The 23,416-nt window shown below is 61.9% G+C and carries 25 protein-coding genes and 1 pseudogene; 11 read left to right on the plus strand and 15 right to left on the minus strand.

Going from position 1 to position 23,416, the window contains the following annotated elements; genetic code table 11:
* Positions 1-2: 2 nt before the first annotated feature.
* Positions 3-746: a creatininase family protein gene (locus NKI19_RS20390; RefSeq protein WP_352491906.1), complete on the minus strand. Its 744-nt coding sequence runs from the start codon at positions 744-746 to the stop codon at positions 3-5.
* 5 nt (positions 747-751) lie between these two features.
* Positions 752-1,318 carry a 6-phospho-3-hexuloisomerase gene (gene hxlB, locus NKI19_RS20395; protein ID WP_352491905.1) on the minus strand — a complete coding sequence of 189 codons (567 nt, stop codon included), beginning with the start codon at positions 1,316-1,318 and terminating at the stop codon, positions 752-754.
* Positions 1,319-1,501: 183 nt separating this feature from the next.
* On the opposite strand from hxlB, the gene NKI19_RS20400 reads away from it, so the two are divergent.
* The gene (locus NKI19_RS20400) at positions 1,502-2,524 is read left to right on the plus strand and encodes an aldo/keto reductase (RefSeq protein ID WP_352491904.1); all 1,023 of its coding nucleotides are present in this window, start codon (positions 1,502-1,504) and stop codon (positions 2,522-2,524) included.
* A gap of 74 nt (positions 2,525-2,598) precedes the next feature.
* Here NKI19_RS20400 and NKI19_RS20405 read toward each other — a convergent pair whose 3' ends face one another.
* The 4 genes from NKI19_RS20405 to NKI19_RS20420 form a co-directional block, all read right to left on the minus strand.
* Complete coding sequence (locus NKI19_RS20405) at positions 2,599-2,871, minus strand: HU family DNA-binding protein (RefSeq protein WP_006201846.1); 273 nt, start codon at positions 2,869-2,871, stop codon at positions 2,599-2,601.
* 196 nt (positions 2,872-3,067) lie between these two features.
* Positions 3,068-5,479, minus strand: a complete 2,412-nt coding sequence (gene lon / locus NKI19_RS20410) for an endopeptidase La (RefSeq protein ID WP_352491903.1) — start codon at positions 5,477-5,479, stop codon at positions 3,068-3,070.
* Between the two features lie 280 nt (positions 5,480-5,759).
* The gene (gene clpX / locus NKI19_RS20415) at positions 5,760-7,034 is read right to left on the minus strand and encodes an ATP-dependent Clp protease ATP-binding subunit ClpX (RefSeq protein ID WP_006332719.1); all 1,275 of its coding nucleotides are present in this window, start codon (positions 7,032-7,034) and stop codon (positions 5,760-5,762) included.
* A gap of 304 nt (positions 7,035-7,338) precedes the next feature.
* Complete coding sequence (locus NKI19_RS20420; RefSeq protein WP_023674655.1) at positions 7,339-7,968, minus strand: ATP-dependent Clp protease proteolytic subunit; 630 nt, start codon at positions 7,966-7,968, stop codon at positions 7,339-7,341.
* Positions 7,969-8,314: 346 nt separating this feature from the next.
* Here NKI19_RS20420 and NKI19_RS20425 point away from each other — a divergent pair, with 346 nt between their 5' ends.
* On the plus strand, positions 8,315-8,905 hold the full coding sequence (locus NKI19_RS20425) for a hypothetical protein (protein ID WP_352491902.1): 591 nt from the start codon (positions 8,315-8,317) through the stop codon (positions 8,903-8,905).
* 4 nt (positions 8,906-8,909) lie between these two features.
* Here the strand turns inward: NKI19_RS20425 and NKI19_RS20430 are convergent, their stop codons facing one another.
* Positions 8,910-10,013 (minus strand): NAD(P)/FAD-dependent oxidoreductase, encoded by a 1,104-nt coding sequence (locus NKI19_RS20430; RefSeq protein WP_352491901.1) that lies wholly within the window; start codon positions 10,011-10,013, stop codon positions 8,910-8,912.
* A 97-nt stretch (positions 10,014-10,110) separates the two neighbouring features.
* On the opposite strand from NKI19_RS20430, the gene NKI19_RS20435 reads away from it, so the two are divergent.
* Positions 10,111-11,364 (plus strand): cytochrome P450, encoded by a 1,254-nt coding sequence (locus NKI19_RS20435; protein ID WP_352566126.1) that lies wholly within the window; start codon positions 10,111-10,113, stop codon positions 11,362-11,364.
* Positions 11,365-11,398: 34 nt separating this feature from the next.
* Here NKI19_RS20435 and NKI19_RS20440 read toward each other — a convergent pair whose 3' ends face one another.
* The 6 genes from NKI19_RS20440 to NKI19_RS20465 form a co-directional block, all read right to left on the minus strand.
* Positions 11,399-11,749: a cupin domain-containing protein gene (locus tag NKI19_RS20440; protein ID WP_352566124.1), complete on the minus strand. Its 351-nt coding sequence runs from the start codon at positions 11,747-11,749 to the stop codon at positions 11,399-11,401.
* Positions 11,750-11,754: 5 nt separating this feature from the next.
* Positions 11,755-13,035: an O-acetylhomoserine aminocarboxypropyltransferase gene (locus NKI19_RS20445; protein WP_352491898.1), complete on the minus strand. Its 1,281-nt coding sequence runs from the start codon at positions 13,033-13,035 to the stop codon at positions 11,755-11,757.
* Positions 13,036-13,235: 200 nt separating this feature from the next.
* Entirely contained in the window at positions 13,236-13,757 is a 522-nt protein-coding gene (locus tag NKI19_RS20450) for a CoA-binding protein (protein WP_352491897.1), read from the minus strand.
* The gene (locus NKI19_RS20455) at positions 13,754-14,530 is read right to left on the minus strand and encodes an AAA family ATPase (protein ID WP_352491930.1); all 777 of its coding nucleotides are present in this window, start codon (positions 14,528-14,530) and stop codon (positions 13,754-13,756) included. Before NKI19_RS20455 ends, NKI19_RS20450 begins: the two co-directional genes overlap by 4 nt.
* Positions 14,531-14,542: 12 nt before the next feature.
* Complete coding sequence (locus tag NKI19_RS20460; protein WP_352491896.1) at positions 14,543-14,965, minus strand: VOC family protein; 423 nt, start codon at positions 14,963-14,965, stop codon at positions 14,543-14,545.
* 9 nt (positions 14,966-14,974) lie between these two features.
* Positions 14,975-15,796 carry an enoyl-CoA hydratase gene (locus NKI19_RS20465; RefSeq protein WP_352491895.1) on the minus strand — a complete coding sequence of 274 codons (822 nt, stop codon included), beginning with the start codon at positions 15,794-15,796 and terminating at the stop codon, positions 14,975-14,977.
* Positions 15,797-15,946: 150 nt separating this feature from the next.
* Here NKI19_RS20465 and NKI19_RS20470 point away from each other — a divergent pair.
* The 6 genes and pseudogenes from NKI19_RS20470 (at position 15,947) to NKI19_RS20495 (ending at position 19,020) form a co-directional block, all read left to right on the plus strand.
* Positions 15,947-16,401, plus strand: a pseudogene (locus tag NKI19_RS20470) (PaaI family thioesterase).
* A 54-nt stretch (positions 16,402-16,455) separates the two neighbouring features.
* On the plus strand, positions 16,456-16,641 hold the full coding sequence (locus tag NKI19_RS20475; RefSeq protein WP_352491894.1) for a type II toxin-antitoxin system HicA family toxin: 186 nt from the start codon (positions 16,456-16,458) through the stop codon (positions 16,639-16,641).
* A 27-nt stretch (positions 16,642-16,668) separates the two neighbouring features.
* Positions 16,669-17,067: a type II toxin-antitoxin system HicB family antitoxin gene (locus NKI19_RS20480; RefSeq protein ID WP_352491929.1), complete on the plus strand. Its 399-nt coding sequence runs from the start codon at positions 16,669-16,671 to the stop codon at positions 17,065-17,067.
* Between the two features lie 254 nt (positions 17,068-17,321).
* A complete protein-coding gene (gene rplM / locus NKI19_RS20485) occupies positions 17,322-17,786 on the plus strand; it encodes a 50S ribosomal protein L13 (RefSeq protein WP_023674645.1) in 465 nt (154 codons plus the stop codon).
* A gap of 1 nt (position 17,787) precedes the next feature.
* Positions 17,788-18,270, plus strand: coding sequence for a 30S ribosomal protein S9 (rpsI, locus tag NKI19_RS20490; RefSeq protein WP_352491893.1), 483 nt, complete (start codon positions 17,788-17,790; stop codon positions 18,268-18,270).
* Positions 18,271-18,489: 219 nt separating this feature from the next.
* A complete protein-coding gene (locus NKI19_RS20495) occupies positions 18,490-19,020 on the plus strand; it encodes a hypothetical protein (RefSeq protein ID WP_352491892.1) in 531 nt (176 codons plus the stop codon).
* 87 nt (positions 19,021-19,107) lie between these two features.
* Here the strand turns inward: NKI19_RS20495 and NKI19_RS20500 are convergent, their stop codons facing one another.
* Positions 19,108-20,016: a LysR family transcriptional regulator gene (locus NKI19_RS20500; RefSeq protein ID WP_352566123.1), complete on the minus strand. Its 909-nt coding sequence runs from the start codon at positions 20,014-20,016 to the stop codon at positions 19,108-19,110.
* A 94-nt stretch (positions 20,017-20,110) separates the two neighbouring features.
* Here NKI19_RS20500 and NKI19_RS20505 point away from each other — a divergent pair, with 94 nt between their 5' ends.
* Positions 20,111-20,995 (plus strand): aldo/keto reductase family oxidoreductase, encoded by an 885-nt coding sequence (locus NKI19_RS20505; RefSeq protein ID WP_352491891.1) that lies wholly within the window; start codon positions 20,111-20,113, stop codon positions 20,993-20,995.
* 30 nt (positions 20,996-21,025) lie between these two features.
* Here NKI19_RS20505 and NKI19_RS20510 read toward each other — a convergent pair whose 3' ends face one another.
* Positions 21,026-22,084: a glycerophosphodiester phosphodiesterase family protein gene (locus NKI19_RS20510; protein WP_352491890.1), complete on the minus strand. Its 1,059-nt coding sequence runs from the start codon at positions 22,082-22,084 to the stop codon at positions 21,026-21,028.
* Positions 22,085-22,390: 306 nt separating this feature from the next.
* Between NKI19_RS20510 and speB the strand changes: the two genes are divergently transcribed.
* The gene (speB, locus tag NKI19_RS20515; RefSeq protein WP_352491889.1) at positions 22,391-23,398 is read left to right on the plus strand and encodes an agmatinase; all 1,008 of its coding nucleotides are present in this window, start codon (positions 22,391-22,393) and stop codon (positions 23,396-23,398) included.
* The last annotated feature ends 18 nt before the right edge of the window (positions 23,399-23,416 follow it).

A 23,416-nucleotide genomic window follows, 5' to 3' on the forward strand; every position in this document is an offset into this window, starting at 1 on the left:
CGCTAACCCGAAAGTGTTGCCCGCAAATGCTCGAGGATCATGGCAACCCCTTTTTGCCCCAGTTCCGCCGAGGCTTCGGAGGCGCTTGCCGTGTACCAGCCGGTGTTGTCGGCGAAGCGATCGGCATCGACCGCTTCCGGGCACAGCGCCAGCATCAGTGACGTCTCGCCGATGCCGGCATGATCGAACGGGTACCGGCTGTGCATTGAAGCCGGCATCAGCGGATGCACCTGCACCCAGTTGAAGAAATTGATGCCCTCGGCGTGCTCGGCATAATAGTCGGCCATCGCCGCAGAGCCCCACCAGCCTTCACCGCGTTCTTTCTCCAGGAAGCGGAAGATCGCCTGCCGGCCGGCGGCCTTGAAGGCGAGATCGGTTGGCATGCCGGCGGCAAAATTTTCGGTCTGGTGGTGAATGATGGCGTGGATGTTGCGGAAGCCGATGCGCAGCAGGCTATAGAACAGTTCTTCCGCAAATGGCGTCAGCACATTGCCGCCGACCTGCACCGAACCCCTGCCCTCCGGTGCTGCAACCGCATAGCTCGCCGCGCCGTAATAGAAGGGCGGCAGAATGACGATCTCGGCTTCTTTTTCGAACAGTTCCAGGCTCTTGACCACCACCAGCGTGTCCATGCCGACGGCCATGTGCTCGCCATGATATTCGAGCACACCGAGCGGCAACACGACCGGCCGGTTCTCGGCGATCGCCTTGCGGATCTGATGCGGCAGCATCAATTCGTAGCGCATGACACCTACTCCATATTGGTGTGGCGGGCGCGCATCGCTTCCGGCGAGACGCCGGTCAGATCCCTGAGCTTCAGCACCATCACTTCGAAGAGGACGAACAGCGCGCCTTCGAAAACCGAGCCCATCGGCAGCACGGATGTCTTTTCCGGGCCCTGGTCGTCGGCCATGGTCTGAGCCGGGATAAGCAGTGTGAAGTCGGCCAGCTTCGCGGCAGTGCTGTCGGCTTGCGCGGTGAGCAGCAGAACGGCGGCACCGGCATCGCGTGCGACCCGCATCAAGGTCAGCACCGTCGACGTCTCCCCCGGGCCGGAACTGGCGAGGAAGACATCGCCCGCGCCCAGCGGCGGTGTGGTCATGTCGCCGACGACCGACACCGGCAGACCGAGATGGTAGAGCCGCATGGCAAAACCCTTGACCTGCAGCACCTCGCGGCCGCAGCCATAGGTGACGATCTTTTTCGCGCCGGCCAAGATGGCGCAAGCGGCGTCGATGCGGCTTGCGTCGATGCGCTCCAGCACGGTGCCAAGCTCGCTCAGCGCAATCCCAAACAGGTTATCGCCGGCGTCCGTCATCACATTTGCACCAGCTTGCAGGTGCCGGAGAACCACTTGAATATCTCAGTCACATCTGCCCCGAACGGCTTGTTTTCATTCATGCTATCACCGCGAAAATCGGTGTCCAACGACACGCAGTGCTTTTGATGCGCCGCAGCCGTGATAGTGTCACGGCAAATCCAAATGAGGAAACGACAGCATATGAAGACACGGCATTTCGACCGCATCGGCAATGGCGGCATCAACTTCACCGAGCTCGGCTTCGGCACTGCGCCGCTCGGCAATCTCTACCGCGCCGTCTCCGATGCGGATGCCAATGCCACCCTGGAGGCGGCGTGGCGGGTCGGCTGCCGCTACTTCGACACCGCGCCGCTTTATGGGCTGGGGCTAGCCGAAACGCGGCTCAATCCGTTCCTGCGTTCGAAGAAGCGCGACGACTACGTGCTGTCCAGCAAGGTCGGGCGCATCATGCGCGCCTGCCCGCCGGAACAGCGCACCGGCATCGGCAAATTCTTCGACACCCCATCGCGCCGCGAGGTCTACGATTACAGCTATGACGGCGTCATGCGCTCCTTCGAGGCCTCGCTGGAACGGCTCGGCGTCGACCGCATCGACATCCTCTTCGTGCACGATGTCGACATCTTCACCCATGGCAGCAAGGAAGCCTCGGACCAGCGGATCCAGGAATTCATGAGCTCCGGCTATTACGGATTGCTGGCATTGCGCGACCAGGGCGTGATCAAGGCGTTCGGCGGCGGCATCAACGAGTGGCAGGTTGCCCAGACGCTGGCCGAGCGCGGCGATTTCGATCTGTTCCTGCTTGCCGGGCGTTACACGCTGCTGGAGCAGGAAGCGCTGCAGTCTTTCCTGCCGCTATGCCAGCAACGCGGCATCGGCATCGTTCTCGGCGGGCCTTACAATTCCGGCATCCTGGCAACCGGGCCCAAGCCCGGCGCCTACTACAACTATTCGGAGGCGCCGCAGGACATCATCGACCACGTCGCTCGCATCGAGGCCGTCTGCAAGCGCCACGGCGTGCGCCTGATCGAGGCGGCGCTGCAGTTCCCGCTGCTGCATCCTTCCGTCGTCTCGGTAATCCCCGGCGGCCAGCGGCCGGGCGAAGTCGAAAGCAATCGCTCGCTGCTCGACGCGAAGCTGCCATCGGCGCTGTGGGCCGATCTCAAGAAGGAAGGCTTGATGCGCACTGACGCGCCGACGGCATAGCGCCGCTTTTTCCAACAGAAAAGAAAAACCGGATATGCCGGCTTTTCTTTTCTCTGAAAGACTTAAGGAGGCGCTTAGTTGACCGCGTCCTTGAGGCCCTTGCCGGCCGAGAACTTCGGCACGGTGCGCGCCGGGATCTTCACTTCCGCACCGGTCTGCGGATTGCGGCCGGTCGACGCGGCGCGTTTTGACACGGTGAAATTTCCGAAGCCGACAAGCCGGACATCGCCGCCCTTTTTCAGTTCGCCGGTGATGACGGAAAACACCGCATCAACCGCCGACTGCGCGTCACCCTTCGAAATACTCGCGGCATCGGCGACAGCGGATACCAGTTCGTTCTTGTTCATAAAAATTCCCTTCCATGAGAAAACCGGAACACTCGACTCATCCGGCAGGAAACGGACTTTAGAAAGAAGCGCCCCGGCAACCAAGTCGAAAAGCGCCAAGAAAGTTGAAAAAAGCCCGGAAATCCGCGGTTCTTCACATGAAAAAGCCGGGCTCAAGGCCCGGCTCTCTCTTTGTGCATTGCAACTTTAGCAAGTGCTAATGCGCCAGCGATTTACCAGCCTCGTCTCCGACATCGACCACGGCCGGCGCATTAACGGGTTCCACCCACTGGATCGGTTCCGGCATGCGCACCAGCGCATGGCGCAACACTTCGCCAACGCGTGAGACCGGAATGATTTCCATGCCGCTCTTCACGTTTTCCGGAATCTCCGCCAGATCCTTGGCGTTCTCTTCCGGGATCAGCACCTTCTTGATGCCGCCGCGCAGCGCGGCAAGCAGCTTTTCCTTAAGGCCGCCGATCGGCAGCACCCTGCCGCGCAGCGTGATCTCGCCGGTCATCGCCACATCGGCCCTGACCGGGATACCGGTCAGCACAGAGACGATCGCCGTCGCCATCGCCACGCCAGCCGACGGTCCGTCCTTCGGGGTTGCACCCTCCGGCACGTGGACGTGGATATCGCGCTTGTCGAACAGCGGCGGCTCGACGCCGAAATCGATGGCCCGCGAGCGGACGTAAGAGGCCGCCGCAGAGATCGATTCCTTCATCACGTCGCGCAGATTGCCGGTCACCGTCATGCGCCCCTTGCCGGGCATCATGACGCCTTCCACCGTCAACAGCTCGCCGCCGACTTCCGTCCAGGCGAGCCCGGTGACCACGCCGACCTGATCGTCGCTCTCGACCTGGCCGAAGCGGAAGCGCGGAACACCAAGGTAATCGGCAAGATTGTCCGCCGTGATGTTGATCGTCTTCTTCTTCGTCTTCAGGATCTCGGTCACCGCCTTGCGACCGAGCTTCATCAGCTCGCGTTCCAGGCTCCTGACGCCCGCTTCACGGGTGTAGGTCTGGATGATGCCGCGGATCGCATCCTCGCCGACGGAGAACTCCTTCGGCTGCAACGCGTGGTCGCGGATCACCTTGGGCATCAGGTGACGCTTGGCGATCTCGATCTTCTCGTCCTCGGTGTAGCCGGCGATACGGATGATCTCCATGCGGTCCATCAAGGGCGCAGGGATGTTCAGCGTGTTCGCCGTCGTCACGAACATCACGCTCGACAGGTCGTATTCGACCTCGAGGTAATGGTCCATGAACGTCGAGTTCTGCTCGGGATCGAGCACCTCGAGCAAAGCCGATGACGGATCGCCGCGGAAATCCTGGCCCATCTTGTCGATCTCGTCGAGCAGGAAGAGCGGGTTGGATTTCTTCGCCTTCTTCATCGACTGGATGACCTTGCCGGGCATCGAGCCGATATAGGTGCGGCGGTGGCCACGTATCTCGGCCTCGTCGCGCACGCCGCCCAGCGCCATGCGGATGAACTCGCGGCCGGTCGCCTTAGCGATCGACTTGCCGAGCGAGGTCTTGCCGACGCCTGGAGGTCCGACGAGGCACAGGATCGGCCCCTTCAGCTTCTTCTGGCGGCTCTGCACGGCGAGGTATTCGACGATGCGGTCCTTGACCTTGTCGAGGCCGAAATGATCCGTATCGAGCACATTCTGGGCAAAGGCCAGATCCTGCTTAACCTTGGAGTTCCTGCCCCACGGGATCGACAGCAGCCAGTCGAGATAGTTGCGCACGACGGTCGATTCAGCCGACATCGGCGACATCGTCCGCAGCTTCTTCAGTTCGGCTTCCGCCTTTTCGCGGGCCTCCTTGGAGAGCTTGGTCTTCTTGATGCGCGCCTCGATCTCGGCGGCCTCGTCGCGGCCGTCCTCGCCTTCGCCGAGCTCCTTCTGGATCGCTTTCATCTGCTCGTTGAGGTAGTATTCGCGCTGCGTCTTCTCCATCTGGCGCTTGACGCGCGAGCGGATGCGCTTCTCGACCTGCAGCACCGAGATTTCGGCTTCCATGAAGCCCATCGCCTTTTCCAGCCGTTCCTTGACGGACAGCGTGGCGAGCATCTCCTGTTTCTCGGGGATCTTGATAGCAAGATGCGAAGCGACCGTGTCGGCGAGCTTGGAATAGTCGTCGATCTGGCTGGCGGCACCCACCACTTCGGGCGAGATCTTCTTGTTCAGCTTGACGTAGTTCTCGAAGTCGGTGACCACGGAACGCGCCAGCGCCTCGACCTCGACCTCTTCTTCATCCGGTTCGACCAGCGCCGCAGCACGGGCTTCATGGAAATCGGGACGGTCGGTGAACGCGACGATTTTCGCGCGCGATGCACCTTCGACCAGCACCTTCACGGTGCCGTCCGGCAGTTTCAGCAATTGCAGCACGTTGGCGAGCGTGCCGATGTCAAAGATGGCATCGGGCTCCGGATCGTCGTCGGCGGCATTCATCTGGGTCGCGAGCAGGATCTGCTTTTCCTGACCCATCACTTCTTCCAGCGCCTTGATCGATTTCTCACGCCCGACAAAGAGCGGAACGATCATGTGCGGGAACACCACGATGTCGCGCAGTGGGAGGACTGCGAAGACGCCGTCGCTGGGAGCCTTGGATAATTTGGCCATTGTCCAACCTTTCATGTCGCGGCCGCCAATCGGCCAACCGCGAATCTCATATTAACGACCGGGGATCGTTCCGCCTACCACCGTTTGTGACGGGAGTTTTACAGCACAGAATTCGGCACCACGGCCTTCTGCCATTAGTTGGAGGCACAGGGGGTAAAGATCAAGGGTCAACACGGTCCGTCCCTCCAATCCGCGGCCATTACGCGGCGCCGTAGGCTGTGTGCGACAGCAAAACGGCGCCCTGCGGCGCCGTTTCAGAAAAATCCATTGCCGGCTCACGTCAGGCGCTGACGTTGCCCTTCTTTTCCTTCTGCTCGGAATAGATGTAGAGCGGCCTGGCGTTGCCTGACACCACCTCTTCCGAAATAACCACTTCGCGCACGCCTTCCAGCGCCGGCAGCTCGAACATGGTGTCGAGCAGGATCGCTTCCATGATCGACCGCAGGCCACGAGCGCCGGTCTTGCGCTCGATGGCGCGCTTGGCGATCGCCGACAGCGCGTTCTCGTGGAAGGTCAGGTCGACATTCTCCATCTCGAACAGCCGCTGATACTGCTTGACCAGAGCGTTCTTCGGCTCGGTCAGGATCTGGATCAGTGCCGGCTCGTCGAGATCCTCCAGCGTCGCCAGGACAGGCAGACGACCGACGAACTCGGGAATGAGGCCGAACTTCAAGAGATCCTCAGGCTCGACCAGGCGGAAAACATCGCCGGTGCGGCGATCCTCGGGCGAAGCGACGATGGCGCCGAAACCGATCGAGGTCTTCCTGCCGCGATCCGAGATGATCTTGTCCAGGCCGGCAAAAGCGCCGCCGCAGATAAACAGGATGTTGGCGGTGTCGACCTGCAGGAATTCCTGCTGCGGATGCTTCCTGCCGCCCTGCGGCGGCACGGAGGCGACAGTGCCTTCCATGATCTTCAAAAGTGCCTGCTGCACGCCCTCGCCCGACACGTCGCGGGTGATCGAGGGATTGTCCGACTTGCGCGAGATCTTGTCGATCTCGTCGATATAGACGATGCCGCGCTGGGCGCGCTCGACGTTGTAGTCGGCCGACTGCAACAGCTTCAGGATGATGTTCTCGACGTCCTCGCCGACATAGCCGGCCTCGGTCAACGTCGTCGCATCGGCCATGGTGAAGGGGACGTCGATGATGCGGGCCAGCGTCTGCGCCAGCAGCGTCTTGCCGCAACCGGTCGGGCCGATCAGCAGGATGTTGGACTTCGCCAGCTCGACGTCGTTGTTCTTGCCGGCATGGGCGAGGCGCTTGTAGTGGTTGTGGACGGCCACCGACAGCACGCGCTTGGCGTAGGGCTGGCCGATGACGTAGTCGTCGAGAACCTTGAGGATTTCCTGCGGGGTCGGCACGCCCTCGCGCGACTTCACCATCGAGGTCTTGTTCTCCTCGCGGATGATGTCCATGCACAGTTCGACGCATTCGTCGCAGATGAACACCGTCGGCCCGGCGATCAGCTTGCGCACTTCGTGCTGGCTTTTGCCGCAAAACGAGCAATAAAGCGTGTTCTTGGAATCACCGCTGTTGTTGCCGACCTTGCTCATTTTCCTGTCCTTTCATGGCCGCCCGCCGATGGTCTGGTTGAAAGGGCGCATATTCAATCTATCGCGGGAATCCGCTGCCGCCAGTGCCCCGGCTCCCGCAACGCATTCCGTACGAAACACAAATCGGAAAACGGGGCAATGATTCGAACAACCCCACGCAAAGCTAAGCCGTCGAAAATCAACATAGCCTTAACGTAGGCAATTGCACCCGTCGAGGGAACAGCCAATTGTGGCCGAAATGCCGCAAGCTGCGCCAAAAGCGCGTGATCCCGCCACTCATTGCCACCGCGGGGCCACCGCGGACCTATAAGGCAATACCTTCGACCGGCTCACGTGACGAAATGACCTTGTCGATGAGACCGAAATCCCTGGCCTCGTCGGCAGTCATGAAATGGTCACGGTCGAGCGTTTTTTCAATCTCATCGTAGCTCTTGCCGGTGTGCTTGACGTAAACCTCGTTGAGGCGGCGCTTCAGCTTGATGATGTCCTGGGCATGGCGCTCGATGTCGGAGGCCTGGCCCTGGAAGCCGCCGGAAGGCTGGTGGACCATGATGCGGGCGTTCGGCGTGGCAAAGCGCATGTCCTTGTGGCCGGCAGTCAGGAGCAGCGAACCCATCGATGCGGCCTGGCCGATGCACAGCGTCGACACGGCAGGCTTGATGAACTGCATGGTGTCGTAGATCGCCATGCCGGAGGTGACGACGCCGCCGGGTGAGTTGATATAGAGGTTGATTTCCTTCTTCGGATTCTCCGCCTCGAGGAACAGCAGTTGCGCGCAGACCAGCGTCGCCATGCCGTCCTCGACCGGGCCGGTGATGAAAATGATACGCTCCTTGAGGAGCCGCGAGAAAATGTCGTAGGCCCGCTCGCCGCGATTGGTCTGTTCGACCACCATCGGAACGAGGTTCATGTAGGTTTCGACGGGGTTCTTCATGGACTATCCCTTTTTGAGGATGGGATTCCGGCGCCGGAGATTTGCAATCGGGCAGAATCGGTTCTGGATCGTTATTGTGTAAATAGGATGCCGGCTCACCCTAGCGCAAGGCCGCCTCTCCTAGCCATCCGGTTAAGTCGAATCAAGGTTTCCAAAGCAAGTTTCGCCCGTCGCCGTGCCGGCAGCCCCTCTCCTGCCGTGGGACGGGGCGCTCATGCTGGTCGTTATTTAGCAGTTTCTTAATCACATCGCTTAACGAAAAGTGGTGAAACCGCTTTTTCCGGCCACGGCTTACCCTACAATTCAACGTTGAACTCGCTTCACGCAGTTCAAACAGGGGAGTGCAATGATCAGGAAAGCTGCTTCCTTGGCCCTTACCGGCATCACCGTTCTCGGCATGGCGTCCGAAACGGCCGCCGGCGGACGCGCGGTCGAATGCTACGAGCAGGTCAACCGGCCGGCCGTCTACGACACGGTCTATGAGGACGTGCTCGTCAGCCCGGCCGGCCAGCAGGTGGAATACGAGGCGCCAATCTACGGGACGCGCGAGCGCGTGGTGCAGATCGCACCGGCGCGCGTCAGCTACGAGATCGTGCCCGCCATCACCCGCACCATCTACCGCACCGTGAGGGTTGCTGACGGCGGCTATTCCTGGGAATGGCGCATCATTCATGGCCGCAAGGTGCTGTGCAAGGTCAAGCACAAGGCGCGCTATGAACGCGTCGCCGAAATCGTCGTGGTTGAGCCGGAACGCCGGCGGCGCGTTGTCCTCCCCGCCGAATACGAGAGCGTCGCCGAAGAGGTGCTGGTGCGGCCGGAGCAGCGACGCATCATCGACGTTCCGGCGTCCTATCAGACAGTGGCTCGCCGCGTGGTGGTCAGGGAGGGTTCGTCGAGCTGGCGGCGCGTGCATATTCCGAGGCATTGCCGATACTAGGCGCTCAGGCCGCCTCGGCCCTGAGCCATTTCTTCAGGCCGTCGACATCGCCATTGCCGACGCAGGCCGCAACCCTTTTGCCAACTGCCGCGCCGAACTTGTAGCCGTGGCCGGAGCAGGCCGAGACGACCAGGCATTTGCCTTTCCGGTGGGCCAGGAACTTCTCGTCGGCGGTGAAGGTATAGGCGCAGGTGACCACTTCGGTGACCTTGTACTCTTCGATGCGGGCAATCGGCGGCGAAAACAGGTTGCGGATCGCCTCACCCTCGCCCGGTACCGGCTGCCGGTTCCAGTCGGCATCACTGGTCGGCACCCTGTGCAGGCCCGAGCCGAATTTCATGCCGGCCCCGCCTGTGGGCGGGATAGCATAGCCGTCGACAGTGCCGCCGACGTCGAGCACAACGGGTGCTGCCTGCCAGGCTGCTTTCAAATCCGCCGGCGGTTCGACATAGGCGAGCGCGGTGCGCCAGGTTTTCAGTTCGCCATCCAGCTCTGGGAACAGTTTTAGCACCCAGGCGCCGGCAGCGACGATGATCCGGTCGGCCTGCATCGTTTCGCCGCTCGCAAGCACGACATGTCCGGCGTCGGCGTCGATCTCGACCACCTTGCTGTTTTCGTAGACATTGGCGCCATTCGCGCGCAGCCATCGGGCGAGGCCCGAGGCGATCTTGCGGCAATGCAACGCGCCACCGTCCGGCGAAAAATACGCATAGCGGAACGAACCGGGCTGTAGGAACGGCCAGCGTTCGACCGCGGCGTCCGGTTCGAACAATTCGAACGGATAATTTCCCGTTTCCATGCCCTCGCGGTATTCCTCCGCCTCATCTCCCGGCTCCCGCGAAATACAGATGAAGCCGCGCGGATCGAGATGGCTTTCGCCGAGATCGGCCCACATCTCGTCCCAGGCTTCGTAGGCTTCGGTGATCAGCCTGCCGTAGCCCGTTCCGGCCCGGTAGGCGCGGCGGATAATGCGATGGTGGTCGCCGGAGGCGGCGAGCGGATTGGGGATCGATCCCTGCTCGACGATCGAGACAAGGTGACCGGCCTTGACCAGAGACCACGCCGTCGAAAGCCCGGCAATGCCTGCACCGACCACGATCACATTCATGAAAACTGTCCTTCCGCAACCGCTTCGGGCGGCTCACCTCACGGGAGGGCAACATACGGTCTGGCACCAGACTGGCAAGCCGCGCTAATGATCTGGCATGACCGAATTGAAGCCGCCCTACCTTGCCTTTGATCCAGCCACGCGTCGCCTGCGGCTCGATCCGCACGAGCCGGCTTTTTTCCAGGACCCTTACCAAGCCTACGCCTTCCTGCATGGCGCATCGAACGCCTTCTTCTGGGAAGAATTTGGGTTCTGGTGCTTTGGCGGCTTCGACGACGTCAACCGTCTGTTGCGCGATCGCCGCTTCGGCCGGCAGAACCCGGCCGGCATTCCGGACAGCCGGGACATCGGCCAGGACCGCACTCATCTCAGCGCCTTCGACGGCGTCGAGGCCAATTCGATGCTGGAGCTGGAGCCGCCCGTCCACACACGGCTCAGAACGCTGGTCAACCGCGCCTTCGTCTCGCGCCAGGTCGAGCGGCTCAGGCCGCGTGTCGAGGCGCTGGCCAATGAATTGATTGACCGTTTTGAACCAGGACCAGGAGGAGTCGACCTGCTGCCGGCGTTCGCCGCTCCCTTGCCGATCACCATCATTGCGGAAATGCTCGGCGTGCCGGTCGACATGGGGCCGCAGCTGCTCGACTGGTCACATCGGATGGTCGCCATGTACATGCATGGCCGCACCCGCGAGACGGAGGACACGGCCAATCGCGCCGCGGGCGACTTTTCCGATTTTCTGCGCGGCTACGTCGCCGAGCGGCGAAAGAGGCCGGGCGAGGATCTTCTGTCGCTGCTGATTGCGGCACAGGACGACGGCCAGAAACTGTCGGAGGACGAACTGGTGTCCTCGGCAATCCTTTTGCTCAATGCCGGCCATGAGGCAACTGTCCACCAGACCGGCAATGCGGTGCGCTCGATCCTTGCGCAAGGCGGCGACCCGCGCCGCTTCTTCACCTCGCCGGAAGCAACAGCCGCGACAGTCGAAGAGTGCCTGCGCTTCGACGCGCCGCTGCACATGTTCACGCGTTATGCCTATGAAGAGATCGAGGCCGGCCCCGGGGTCATCGTGCGCCCTGGCGAGACGATCGGCCTGCTGCTCGGCATGGCCAATCACGACCCGGTGGCCTTTGCCGAGCCCTTCGCCTTCTGGCCGGACCGTGCCGACCAGAAGAACGTATCGTTCGGCGCCGGCATTCATTTCTGCATCGGCGCGCCGCTCGCCCGGCTCGAATTGCAGGTGTCGCTGAAAACCCTGTTCGACCGGCTACCGCAGTTGCATCTTGCCGAACAGCCGCGCTTGCGCGACACCTATCATTTCCATGGGCTGGAGACGCTCGCCGTGCGCTTTTGAGCATTCGGTCCGGCAGGCTCAGCCGCAGGGGTGATCAAAGCTCGATCACATACTCCTTGCGATTCGTTTCAAGCACTTCCCAGCTGCCCTTAAAGCCCGGCCTCAGCACGAAACTGTCGTCGGCCTTGACAGTGCGCGCATCGCCGCCGTCTTCGGCGATCACCGAAACCCCTGACAGGATGTGGCAGAACTCCCACTCATCATATTCGATGCGCCATTTGCCCGGCGTTGCTTCCCAGACGCCGGCAAAGAGGCGGCCGTCCTGTTCCTCGACATTCCAGGTGCGGAATTTCGGATCGCCCGAAATCAGGCGATCCGGCGCCGGCGCGCCAAGTTCCGGCTCGACTGTGTCGACGCCGACGGACAGAAATTTCGGCGTTGCCATGGCGATCAAACCTTGGCGAGGGCCTGTTCCAGATCGGCGACGATGTCGTTGACGTCCTCGATACCGACCGAAAGCCTGACCGTGTCCGGCCCTGCCCCGGCGTTGATCTTCTGCTCGTCGGAAAGCTGGCGATGCGTGGTCGATGCCGGGTGGATGACCAGCGACTTGGTGTCGCCGACATTGGCCAGGTGCGAGAACAGTTCGAGCGCTTCGACGAATTTGATGCCCGCCGCGTAGCCGCCCTTCAACCCGAAGGTGAACACCGCGCCGGCGCCGAGCGGCGAGTACTTCTTCTGCAGCGCATTGTTCTTGTCGCCGGGCAGGCCGGGATAGGACACCCAGGCGACCTTGGGATGGTTAGAGAGCCATCCGGCGACCGCCGCCGCATTGTCGCAGTGGCGCTGCATCCTGAGCGGCAAGGTTTCCAGGCCGGTCAGGATCAGGAAAGCGTTGAACGGCGAAATCGCCGCGCCGATGTCGCGCAAGCCGAGCACACGGGCGGCGATGGCAAAGGCGAAATTGCCGAAGGTTTCGTGCAGGACGAGGCCGCCATATTCGGGGCGCGGCTCCGACAGCATCGGATACTTGCCCGACTTCGACCAATCGAACGTGCCGCCGTCGACGATGGCGCCGCCGATGGAATTGCCGTGACCGCCGATGAACTTGGTCAGCGAATGCACGACGATGTCGGCGCCATGTTCGATCGGCCGCAGCAGATAGGGGGAGGCCAGCGTGTTGTCCACGATCAGCGGCAGGCCGTGCTTGCGGGCAATGTCGCCGATTTTCTCGATGTCGACGAAGACGCCGCCCGGATTGGCCAGGCTTTCGATAAAAATCGCCTTGGTCCTGTCGTCGATCTGGCTCTCGAAGGTCGAGATGTCGTTGGTGTCGGCCCAGCGCACCTGCCAACCGAAATTCTTGAAGGCGTGGCCGAACTGGTTGATCGAGCCGCCGTAAAGTTTTGTCGCCGAAACAAAATTGTCGCCGGGCTGCATCAGATTGTGGAAGACCAGCACCTGCGCAGCATGGCCGGAGGCGACCGCAAGGCCTGCCGTGCCGCCTTCGAGTGCCGCGATGCGCTCTTCCAGCACCGCCTGGGTCGGGTTCATGATGCGGGTGTAGATGTTGCCGAACGCTTTCAGCCCGAACAGCGAGGCGGCATGGTCGGCATCGTCGAAGACGAAGGAGGTCGTCTGGTAGATCGGCGTCGCTCGCGCACCGGTCGCCGGATCCGGCTTGGCGCCGGCATGGACGGCGAGCGTGTTGAAACCGGGCGTGCGGGCCATCGAAAACCTCCCTCAATGGTGAATGGTGAATGGTGAATGGTGAATGGTGAATGGTGAATGGTGAATGGTGAATGGTGAATGGTGAATGGTGAATGGTGAATGGCAAAGTCGGCCAGCCCCACCCTGATTGCAAGCGGCTCATATGCCGCGTTGCCCGCCTTTCAGAAAAATCCTTCTATTCACCATTCACTATTCACTACCTACTTCTGGCGAACGCCGAAACTCTGGAACCCCGGCCGCATCAGCGGCTTCTTCGACGACAGCACGCCTGAATTGACGCCGGTCCAGCCGATCTCGCCGGACAGCTTGCCATATTCGATCTTGGGGCAACGGTTCATCACCACCTTGATGCCGGCGGTTTCGGCGCGTGCGGCCGCCTCGTCATGGCGTATGCCAAGCTGCATCCAGATAACCTTCGGCAGCGGATCGAGCCGCAACACCTCGTCGACAATGCCCGGCACGGCAGAGGAAGCGCGAAACACGTCGATCATGTCGACAGGTCGCGGAACGTCGGCGACCCTCGCATAGGTCATCTGGCCGAGGATCTCCTTGCCAGCCTGGCCGGGATTGATCGGGAACACCGAAAACCCCTTGCCGAGCAGATATTTCAGCACGAAGTAGCTCGGCCGCACGTCATTGGCCGACGCGCCGACCATGGCGATGGTCTTCACCGAATTGAGGATGCCGGCGATGTAGGCGTTGTCGTAGGCGTCGTGGTTCATGCCTCGTCCTCATACAGCGCTTCGGCGAGAAAACCATCTGGATCATTGCAAAAATTGCGCATCATGCGGAAATGGTCGGTATCGCTAAGATCGGTGGGGTCGAGCCCGGACCGGCCGATGCGGAACAGCCGCGCGCCGGGACAGGCCATCAGCAGCGGCGAATGCGTCGCCATGATCACCTGTGCCGTGCCGGACTGGTCCATCCGCCGCAGCATCTTGAGAAGCTCGATCTGCCGCGTCGGCGACAAGGCGCTTTCGGGCTCGTCCAGGATGTAAATGCCTTGCCGGCGGCAGCGCTCCTCGAAGAATCTGATGAAGCCCTCGCCATGCGACCAGGACAGGAAGTCGGGCGGCGCCTCATGTGCGTCGATGGCAGCCTGATCGAGATAGCGGGCGACCGAATAGAAGGATTCGGCGCGAAAGAACCAGCCTGCGGTGACCTTCGGCAGCCAGTGACCGCGCAACGTTGCCGCCAGCGCCGCGCCGCTCTTGTCGATGGCGCGGGAGTGGTCGACCGGCATGTAGCCCTTGCCGCCGCCGGCTTCATCGTAGCCGGCCAGCGCGCCGATCGCCTCGAGCAGCGTCGATTTGCCGGTGCCGTTCTCGCCGACGATGATGGTGATCGGCGTGGTGAATTCGAGCTCGAATTCATGGCCGTGAAAGATCGGCAGGTTCCAGGGATATTTTTCCCAATCGACGACCCGGCTGGGCTCGATCAGGATGCGTTTGAGATAGGGCGCCTTCAGCCGCGTCAGTTGCTTGCGATGAGCCAGAGGGGAACCTCGTCAGGCCGGCAGCGAAATCGATCCGTCTTCCGAGATCGGAAAGGCCGGATTGTGCGCGACTTCCCAGACATGCCCGTCCGCATCGGCGAAATAGCCGTACCAGCCGCCCCAGAAAGCGCGCCCGGCCGGCTTGACGATCTTGCCGCCGGCCTTCTCTGCCATCGCCAGCACTTCGTCGACTTCGGCGTCGGAGCGGGTGTTGTAGGCAAGGTAGACCGCCGACGGCGCCTTGGAGAAGGTAACGCCCGAATCCTCTTCGGCGCTTGGGCGTGGAAACAAGCCAAGAATGGCGCCGCCCATCTGGAAGAAGGCAACGCCGTCGGTGATCCCGGCATGGCGGGTCAGGCCCATCGCCTCATAGAAGCGCGTCGCGCGCTCGAGATCGTCGGTGGCGATGGTGATGATGGAGATGCGCGGATCCATATCCGGCTCCTATTCCTCCGGCCATTCCGCCTTGCGCTTGCCGATGAAGGCGCCAATGCCCTCTTCCGCATCGCGCGCCAGCATGTTCTCGACCATGACGCGCCCGGTGTAATCATAGGCCTCGGCCAGTCCCATTTCCGCCTGCTCGTAGAAGGCTTCCTTGCCGATCTTGACGACCAGGGAGGATTTGGACGCAATGGTTTGCGCGTATTTGGTGACAATCTGATTCAGATATTCGCGCGGCACGACGCGGTTGACCAAGCCGAATTCCTTGGCGGTTGCCGCATCGATCGTCTCGCCGGTCAAAAGCATCTCCATGGCGTGCTTGCGCGAGACGTTGCGCGACAGCGCCACCATCGGCGTCGAGCAGAACAGTCCGATATTGACACCAGGCGTGCAGAAGGTCGCTTCGTGCGAGGCGATTGCGAGATCGCAGCTGGCGACCAGCTGCAACCCGGCCGCCGTCGCCAAGCCGTCGACTTCAGCGATCACCGGCTTAGGATGGCGAACGATTGCCTGCATCAGTGAGGCGCAGGCGGAAAACGTCTTTTCGAAGAAGGCCCTGCCGCGATCGGCATCGGCGCGATGCGTGCTCAACTCCTTGAGGTCATGCCCGGCGCAGAACACTTTGCCGGCCGCCCCAAGAACGATGACGCGGACGGACTTGTCGGCCTTGGCGCGGTCGAGTTCCGTCGTCAGCGCCGCCATCACAGCGAGCGAAAGAGCATTGGCAGGCGGATTGGCGAGCGTCAGGCGCAGCACGCCCTTGTCCAGCCGGGCGGCGACCGGCCCTTCGGCAACGGCAGGCTTGATGGCGACGATTTCGGCCATGGATCGTTCCTCCGCGATTCCGGATCGGTGATCGACTAATCTAGTATGCGGGTCTCGCTTCGTCCAACACTCCGCTTCTGCCATAATGAATGGCTGTTGCCAGAAACCGCAGGCTGCGCTCATACAGGCAGGCGCAAACGAGAGACTGACATGCCTGCCCAAAGCAATCTCAAGCCGGTGCTGACGGCTGCTGATGTCAACGCGCTGATGGCGACCGTTTTCCCGCAACTCAACGACCAGTTCACCTTCTATGAGGCGTTGGAGGTGTTTCCAGGCGGCTGTGTCGTGCGGCTGAATGCCGACGAGCGCCATTTGCGTCCCGGCGGCACTGTGTCGGGTTCGGCGCTGTTCACGCTGGCCGACATAGGCGGCTATGTCTGTGTGCTCTCGCATGCCGGGCCGGATGCGCTTTCGGTCACCACCAGTCTCAACATCAATTTTGTCCGCAAGGCCGAGGCCGGGCCGATCGACGCCATTGCCGCATCCTGAAGCTGGGCAAGAACCTGATGGTGTTCGATATCGACATCGTCGCCGGCCCGGAGGGACACACGGTAGCGCACGCAACGGGCACCTATTCGATCCCGCCAAGGCGGATTCCGGCCTAATGCTTTCTATTGAATTTTTTTGTTGATGTGCATATATGTGCGCATAGGTGATATTTGCTTGAGCGTGACAGCCGCAAAATCGTGAAGCGTCTCAAGGATGATGGTTTCGAGCTGGTTTCCGTACGCGGCTCGCATCACAAGTTCCGAAAGGGCGAGATCGTGGTGATCGTTCCGCATCCGGAGAAGGATCTACCAACCGGTACAGCTCGCGCCATCGCCAAACAAGCGGGCTGGATATAGGTGACCTGAAGCGTCTTGGAGGCCGAGATGAAGAACTATTTCGCGTTGGTCGATAAAGATCCCGACAGCGCGTTCGGCATTCGCTTTCCAGACATTCCGGGCTGCTTTTCAGCCGCGGACGAGGCGGAAGACATCGTACCGAATGCAGTCCAAGCGTTGCAGTTGTGGGCGGAGGACATGCCTGTTCCCGAACCGTCCAGCCATGAGGCGATCGTCGCGCTTGCGGATATACGCAAAGCACTTGCTGAAGGAGGCTATCTGGTGTCGGTACCACTCATCGACAATGACAGCGCCGTCGTGAGGGCGAATGTAACTTTCGAGCGCGGCGTCTTGCGGGCGATCGACGCTGCGGCGCGCGACCGAGGCATAACGCGATCTGCATTCCTCTCCAGCGCAGCTCGCAAGGAAATCGAGGCAAAGCACTGAGATTTGTCTGACACAGAGCCAAGTCGTGATGTGGTAAAATGATACCTTTAACTCAAGTATTTGTTTTTGTTTAGCTTTATCTTCTGGCAGGCATTTCACGCGCCTTGACGCGATAACCACCCTCCCCTATAAGCCCTCACGGAACAGCGGCCCGCAAAGGCCGCCGTTTTGTTATTGGCGACGGCAAGTGCCTTTGCCAATCCAAGCAACAAGAAACGCCTTCTTTTGAAGGTCCGAACCGAAAGCAACAATCCATGGCAACCTTTTCGCAGAAGCCTGCGGATGTGGTGAAGAAGTGGGTGCTGATCGACGCCGAGGGTCTCGTCGTCGGCCGTCTCGCCACTGTCATCGCCAATCATCTTCGCGGCAAGCACAAGCCCACCTTCACCCCGCACGTCGACGACGGCGACAACGTCATCGTCATCAATGCCGACAAGGTGGTGTTCACCGGCAAGAAGTTCACCGACAAGGTCTATTACTGGCACACCGGCCACCCCGGCGGCGTCAAGGAGCGCACCGCGCGCCAGCTGCTCGAGGGTCGTTTCCCCGAGCGTGTCGTGGAGAAGGCCGTCGAACGCATGATCCCGCGTGGCCCACTCGGCCGTCGCCAGATGAAGAACCTCCGCGTCTACGCAGGCACGGAACATCCGCATGTCGCCCAGCAGCCCGTCGTCCTCGACGTGGCCAAGCTGAACGCCAAGAACAAGAAGGTTTCGTAAGATGGCTGAGCTTTCCTCGCTCGCAGAACTCGGAACTGCCACCGGCAACACCAACACCCAGCCGGCAGCACCCGTCCATGTCCAGAAGCTCGACAAATCGGGCCGCGCCTATGCCACCGGCAAGCGCAAGAACGCCATCGCCCGTGTCTGGGTGAAGCCCGGCTCCGGCAAGATCGTCGTCAACGACAAGATGTTCGCCGAATATTTCGCACGCCCGGTCCTGCAGATGATCCTCAACCAACCGATCATCGCCGCCAACCGCGCCGGCCAGTACGACATCGTTGCCACCGTCATCGGCGGCGGCCTTTCCGGCCAGGCCGGTGCCGTGCGCCACGGCATCTCCAAGGCGCTGACCTATTACGAGCCGGCGCTGCGCGCCGTGCTCAAGAAGGGCGGCTTCCTGACCCGCGACAGCCGCGTCGTCGAGCGCAAGAAGTACGGCAAGGCGAAGGCCCGCCGGAGCTTCCAGTTCTCGAAGCGCTAAATACCCTATTTTCTATCGATTTTTCAAAGGGGCTGCGTATTCGCAGCCCCTTTTGTTTGTCGACATGGCAATCCCGCATCTTCAGGTGACCCAAAGTAATATTAGTAGTATCTTAATTACAGGCGCGTTCCAGACCCCAGGGCAGCAGCCAACTTCAAAGAGCGGGAGCTGTGCACGTTGCGACGCGCCGGCAACCTGACGCTCGCGAAGGAGGAGGCAATGCGCATCCATTCCAGCAGTGTATTTCTAGCAGCTGTCGCCGTGACTTGGGCATTCGCCGCGCCTGCGGCCGATAAAAGCGACGAGCAGCTGATCGAGAATGCGATTACAGCGGCACCGGAGGCTGTCGGCAAAAACGCCGCCGTCGTGAATTGGGAGATGAAGACGTTGAGGAAGGGCACCAACGGCTTCACTTGCATCCCGGACGACCCTGGCACTCCCGCAGACGACCCAATGTGCACGGATGAGAACGGCATGGCGTGGATGCACGCGATCATGTCCAAGAAGGAGCCGCCAGCAGGAAAGGTTGCCTTCGCCTATATGCTGAAGGGAGGCGATGCGGCCAGCAATACCGATCCCTTTGCAACCAAGCCGCCGGAAGGGGCCAAATGGCTGCATGACGGTCCGCACGTGATGGTCATGAATGCACCGGACTTGATGGCGTTGTATCCCCACGAGCCGAGTCCGACGCAGCCATATGTCATGTTCCCCGGTACGCCGTACGCGCACCTGATGATCCCGGTCAAATAGTCCAAGCAAGACCTGCCGCGAATCATAGCGGGAGGTCACCTGAGGGAAGGGAGCCGCGCTTATTTTCGGGCGCGGCTCTCCCGGATGTCAGGGCTGGCCGGCCGATACCTTGATGAAATCGATAAACGCCCGCAGCGGCGCCGGTACGAGGCGCCGGCCAGGATAATAAAGGAACGGCCCGGAGAAGCTCTGCCACCACGGTTCAAGCACCGGTTCGAGCGCCCCGCTCTCGAAGTGAGGGCGCAGCCAATCCTCAAACAGGCTGACGATGCCTGTGCCGGCGATGGCTGCATCGACCTTGAGGTCGGTCGCCCCGCCCAGGGTCACGAGAAGCGGCCCACTTGGGTCGACCCGCACCACCTCGCCGTCGCGCTCGAACTCCCACGGCGGCATCGCACGGCTGGCAAAGCGGCCGCGCAGGCAGGCGTGGCCGAGCAGGTCGCTCGGGTGTTGCGGCCGGCCATGACGATCCAGGTAGGCAGGGCTGGCGGCTGTAGCGAAGCGCTGCACGCGCGGTCCGATCGGCACGGCGATCATGTCCTGCTCCAGCCGCTCGTCATAGCGGATGCCGGCGTCGCACCCCGCCGCCAGCACATCGACAAAGCTTTCCTCGGCGATCACCTCCAGCCGGATGCCGGGATAGGCGGCAAGGAACCGCGGGACGATGCCGGGCAGGACCAGCCGCGCCGCGCTGACCGGCACATTGAGGCGCAGCGTACCTGCCGGCCTGTCGCGAAAGCCGTTCACCACGTCGAGGGCCGACTCCACCTCGATCAAGGCAGGACCGAGCCGCGCCAGCAGGCCTTCGCCGGCTTCCGTCAGGACAACGCTGCGGGTCGTCCGGTTGAGCAGCCTGACACCGAGCTGCGTCTCCAGGCGCCGCACCGCCTCGCTCAAGCCGGACGCACTGCCGCCGCTGGCGCGTGCCGCATCCCGAAAACCTTTGGCGCGCGCTACGGCCACGAAGGCGTTAAGATCCCCGAGATCGATCTGCATTGTTCGTCATTCCGCACAGCCCGTGCGAATTGTACCCAATTATCATGAGATCGGACAGCGTCTATCTGTGCACCATTCCTGAAGGAGAAAGACCATGTCCAGCGTCGACCAGTCCGGCACATTCATCCTCGGCGACCGCAGAGTCAGACGGCTCGGCTACGGCGCCATGCAGCTCGCAGGGCCCGGCGTCTTCGGCCCACCAAAAGACCGCGACGCGGCATTGGCCGTGCTGCGCGAAGCCGTCGCGCAAGGCGTCAATCACATCGACACCAGCGACTTCTATGGCCCGCACGTAACCAACCTGTTGATCCGCGAAGCGCTCGCACCCTATCCCGACGACCTCGTTATCGTCACCAAGATCGGCGCCCGGCGCGGCAAGGACGGATCGTGGTTGCCGGCCTTCTCTGCCCAGGAACTCGCCAAGGCCGTGCACGACAATCTGCACAATCTCGGACTCGACGTGCTGGAGGTGGTCAACCTTCGGGTCATGTTCGACGCGCATGGCCCCGCCGAAGGGTCGATCGAGGCGCCGCTTGCGACGCTTGCCGAGCTCCAGCGCCAGGGCCTTGTGCGTCACATCGGGCTGAGCAACGTCACCGCTGCGCAGATCGCCGAAGGCCGCAGGATCTGCAGGATCGTGTGCGTGCAGAACCAGTACAATCTGGCGCATCGGGGCGACGATACCTTGATCGACGATCTGGCCCGCCACGGCATCGCCTATGTGCCGTTCTTCCCGCTTGGCGGCTTCAACCCGCTGCAATCGTCGACCTTGTCCAAGGTCGCGGCACGCCTCGGCGCCACGCCCATGCAGGTCGCGCTCGCCTGGCTGCTTCGCCGCGCGCCGAACATTCTTCTGATTCCCGGCACGTCTTCAGTTGCGCATCTCGGGGAGAACCTCGCCGCGGGCGATCTCGCGTTGCCCAAAGATGCGATCGAGGAATTGGACAGTATCGCCGGCAATGTCCCCGCTCACGCGTAGCGTGGCAATCGCTCTCGTTCGTGCCAGGCGTTAGTTAATGCTGGCCGTGTTGGCCGGCTCGGCCGGGCGCTTCTCACCGGCATAGGGCACGCGAAAACCGTTCGCCGCCAGCCAACCGATGGCGGCCCTCGGTTCGTCGGTCTGGATGATGGTGGCGCCGCGCTCGACCCAGAAGCCGTAGGTCTCGCGCGGCAGGCTGGCCGCGACCGCCAGCTCGTCGCCGCGGCCACCGGCGAGGAAGCCGCCCGGCTTGTTGACGATGGCGTAGGTGTCGGCCCAGATGTGCCAGTCGCCCCTCACCGCCAGCGCGCGCATGTGCGGGCTGAACAGCGGACCGCCGTTCTCGGTCAGCGTCTCTGATCCTGCGCGCCAGTTGATCATCTCGACCGCGCGCACCGGGAAGGCCCGGCTGACTTTCTCGGCAAACATGGCGTCGCGAACCGCGTCATCGGCGATGATCGGCATGAACTGGAAGCCGCTGCCGATCGCGTCCATGGCAGCCCTGACCGTAGTGATCCGCTCCGCATTCCACAGGTTCTCCTTGACGATCACCTGTTCGGCCATGCCGAGGTCGCGCGCAACCGCAATCATGCCCGCCAGGCTATCGACATCGAGCTTGTTGTCGAGATTGACGAGGATCCTGTCCCTGGTCGCCATCAACATTTCCCCCAACGTCGAGACCGTCTCGCCCGTAACGGCGCCGGTGCCTTCGATCACCAGCCGGCAGGTCTTGAGTTCGGCCAGCGTCCGCTTGACCACCTCGCCCCTACAATTCGTGGTGCGGTCGAGCCAGCTGTCATGCATGACGACGAATTCGCCGTCCTTCGAGCGCCTGATGTCGACCTCGACGATTTCGGCGCCCATTGCGATCGACGCCTCGACGGCGGCGATCGAGTTTTCGGGATAGAGCGTCTTGCCGGCCTGCATGCCACCTGCGCGGTGCGCGGCCACGATCACATGGTCGCGCCATTGGTTGGCGTGCTCGAACCGCTCAAGAATCTGCCTGGCGCGCGTTTCGCCTGCCGATGCATGACCAAGGGAGACCGCCAGCGCCGCGGAAAGCAGAAGGCTCAGCCAAATCGTTCGCATGAGACAAGTCGTTCGCACGAGAATCGCTCCGTACCCGAGATCCCACCCCGGTTAAGCGATGCCCGTGACAGGCAGGTGAACGAAGCCGGCTTGCAAAATGCCGGAGACCCAAGTCAGCGCCGGCCGAAGCAGTTGTCGGCGGCGACTTTCGGTTGCTTGCCAGGCAATCTCCTGGCGAGCCATGCGGGGTTCGCCTGGCGAGCAAGGATTTGTGACCGGATCGAATGGCCATGATCCTCCGCAGGGGTCGCAATTCTGAGAATTATGTCCAATAAGGTTGCGCGTCGACGCACAGGAGATCTCTTCATGCCGCCAAGGACCATCGATCACGCCTTCACCACCCGCTCCAGGACGGGTGCGTCGTTCGAGCCTACCTATGCCGGCGCGCTGTCGTTCATGCGGCGCAAATATTCGAAGGACGTGAAGGACGCCGATGCCGTGGTGTGGGGCATTCCCTTCGACGCTGCGGTCACCAATCGGCCGGGCGCCCGTTTCGGACCGCAGGCGATTCGCCGCGCCTCGGCCATCCTCGACAACGATCCGCAATATCCGTTTTCGCGCGACCTGTTCGAACAGCTTGCCGTGGTCGATTATGGCGACTGCCTGCTCGACAGCGGCAATCACCAGAAGACGCCTGCCATGATCGAACGCGAAGCGGCGAAGATCCTGAAATCCGGCGCCTTTCTGCTGTCACTCGGCGGCGATCACTTCGTCACCTGGCCGCTGCTCAAGGCGCATGCCGCCATCCATGGCCCGCTGGCTCTGGTGCAGTTCGACGCACACCAGGACACCTGGCCCGACGACGGCAAGCGCATCGATCACGGCTCCTTCGTCGGCCGTGCGGTCAAGGAGGGCATCATCGACCCCGACCGGTCGATCCAGATCGGCATTCGCACCCATGCGCCCGACACGTTCGGCATCAAGATCCTGTATGGCCATGAAGTGGAGGAAATGCGAGCGTCCGACATTGCCTATGCCATCGTCGACCGTACCGGCGGAAAGAAGACCTACGTCACTTTCGACATCGATTGCCTGGATCCGGCTTTTGCGCCCGGCACCGGAACGCCGGTCGCGGGAGGCCCATCTTCGGCAAAGATCCTATCGGTGCTGCGCCAGATCAACCAGATCGATATCGTCGGCGCCGACGTCGTCGAGGTTGCGCCAGCCTATGATCACGCCGATATAACGGCAATTGCCGGGTCGATGGTGGCCATGCACTATCTCGGGCTGCTGGCGGAACGAAAGGCGCGGCTCGAGGAAATGAACCAGGGCAATCACAGCGTTGCCGGATTGAATCTGGCAAGCGGCATATAGCTTTGAGATAACAGGAAT

It is taken from the genome of Mesorhizobium sp. M0751 (assembly GCF_040320265.1).
Lineage (GTDB): Bacteria > Pseudomonadota > Alphaproteobacteria > Rhizobiales > Rhizobiaceae > Mesorhizobium.

Coding starts and splice junctions, on each gene's coding strand:
- NKI19_RS20440 (WP_352566124.1), bottom strand. CDS start 11,749: ATGGCAACGCCGAAATTTCTGTCCGTCGGCGTCGACACAGTCGAGCCG.
- rplM (WP_023674645.1), top strand. CDS start 17,322: ATGGCAACCTTTTCGCAGAAGCCTGCGGATGTGGTGAAGAAGTGGGTG.
- NKI19_RS20510 (WP_352491890.1), bottom strand. CDS start 22,084: ATGCGAACGATTTGGCTGAGCCTTCTGCTTTCCGCGGCGCTGGCGGTC.
- NKI19_RS20495 (WP_352491892.1), top strand. CDS start 18,490: ATGCGCATCCATTCCAGCAGTGTATTTCTAGCAGCTGTCGCCGTGACT.
- clpX (WP_006332719.1), bottom strand. CDS start 7,034: ATGAGCAAGGTCGGCAACAACAGCGGTGATTCCAAGAACACGCTTTAT.
- NKI19_RS20480 (WP_352491929.1), top strand. CDS start 16,669: ATGAAGAACTATTTCGCGTTGGTCGATAAAGATCCCGACAGCGCGTTC.
- speB (WP_352491889.1), top strand. CDS start 22,391: ATGCCGCCAAGGACCATCGATCACGCCTTCACCACCCGCTCCAGGACG.
- NKI19_RS20420 (WP_023674655.1), bottom strand. CDS start 7,968: ATGAAGAACCCCGTCGAAACCTACATGAACCTCGTTCCGATGGTGGTC.
- NKI19_RS20400 (WP_352491904.1), top strand. CDS start 1,502: ATGAAGACACGGCATTTCGACCGCATCGGCAATGGCGGCATCAACTTC.
- NKI19_RS20435 (WP_352566126.1), top strand. CDS start 10,111: ATGACCGAATTGAAGCCGCCCTACCTTGCCTTTGATCCAGCCACGCGT.
- rpsI (WP_352491893.1), top strand. CDS start 17,788: ATGGCTGAGCTTTCCTCGCTCGCAGAACTCGGAACTGCCACCGGCAAC.
- NKI19_RS20505 (WP_352491891.1), top strand. CDS start 20,111: ATGTCCAGCGTCGACCAGTCCGGCACATTCATCCTCGGCGACCGCAGA.
- NKI19_RS20460 (WP_352491896.1), bottom strand. CDS start 14,965: ATGGATCCGCGCATCTCCATCATCACCATCGCCACCGACGATCTCGAG.
- hxlB (WP_352491905.1), bottom strand. CDS start 1,318: ATGACGGACGCCGGCGATAACCTGTTTGGGATTGCGCTGAGCGAGCTT.
- NKI19_RS20405 (WP_006201846.1), bottom strand. CDS start 2,871: ATGAACAAGAACGAACTGGTATCCGCTGTCGCCGATGCCGCGAGTATT.
- NKI19_RS20390 (WP_352491906.1), bottom strand. CDS start 746: ATGCGCTACGAATTGATGCTGCCGCATCAGATCCGCAAGGCGATCGCC.
- NKI19_RS20430 (WP_352491901.1), bottom strand. CDS start 10,013: ATGAATGTGATCGTGGTCGGTGCAGGCATTGCCGGGCTTTCGACGGCG.
- NKI19_RS20450 (WP_352491897.1), bottom strand. CDS start 13,757: ATGAACCACGACGCCTACGACAACGCCTACATCGCCGGCATCCTCAAT.
- NKI19_RS20425 (WP_352491902.1), top strand. CDS start 8,315: ATGATCAGGAAAGCTGCTTCCTTGGCCCTTACCGGCATCACCGTTCTC.
- NKI19_RS20465 (WP_352491895.1), bottom strand. CDS start 15,796: ATGGCCGAAATCGTCGCCATCAAGCCTGCCGTTGCCGAAGGGCCGGTC.
- lon (WP_352491903.1), bottom strand. CDS start 5,479: ATGGCCAAATTATCCAAGGCTCCCAGCGACGGCGTCTTCGCAGTCCTC.
- NKI19_RS20445 (WP_352491898.1), bottom strand. CDS start 13,035: ATGGCCCGCACGCCCGGTTTCAACACGCTCGCCGTCCATGCCGGCGCC.
- NKI19_RS20500 (WP_352566123.1), bottom strand. CDS start 20,016: ATGCAGATCGATCTCGGGGATCTTAACGCCTTCGTGGCCGTAGCGCGC.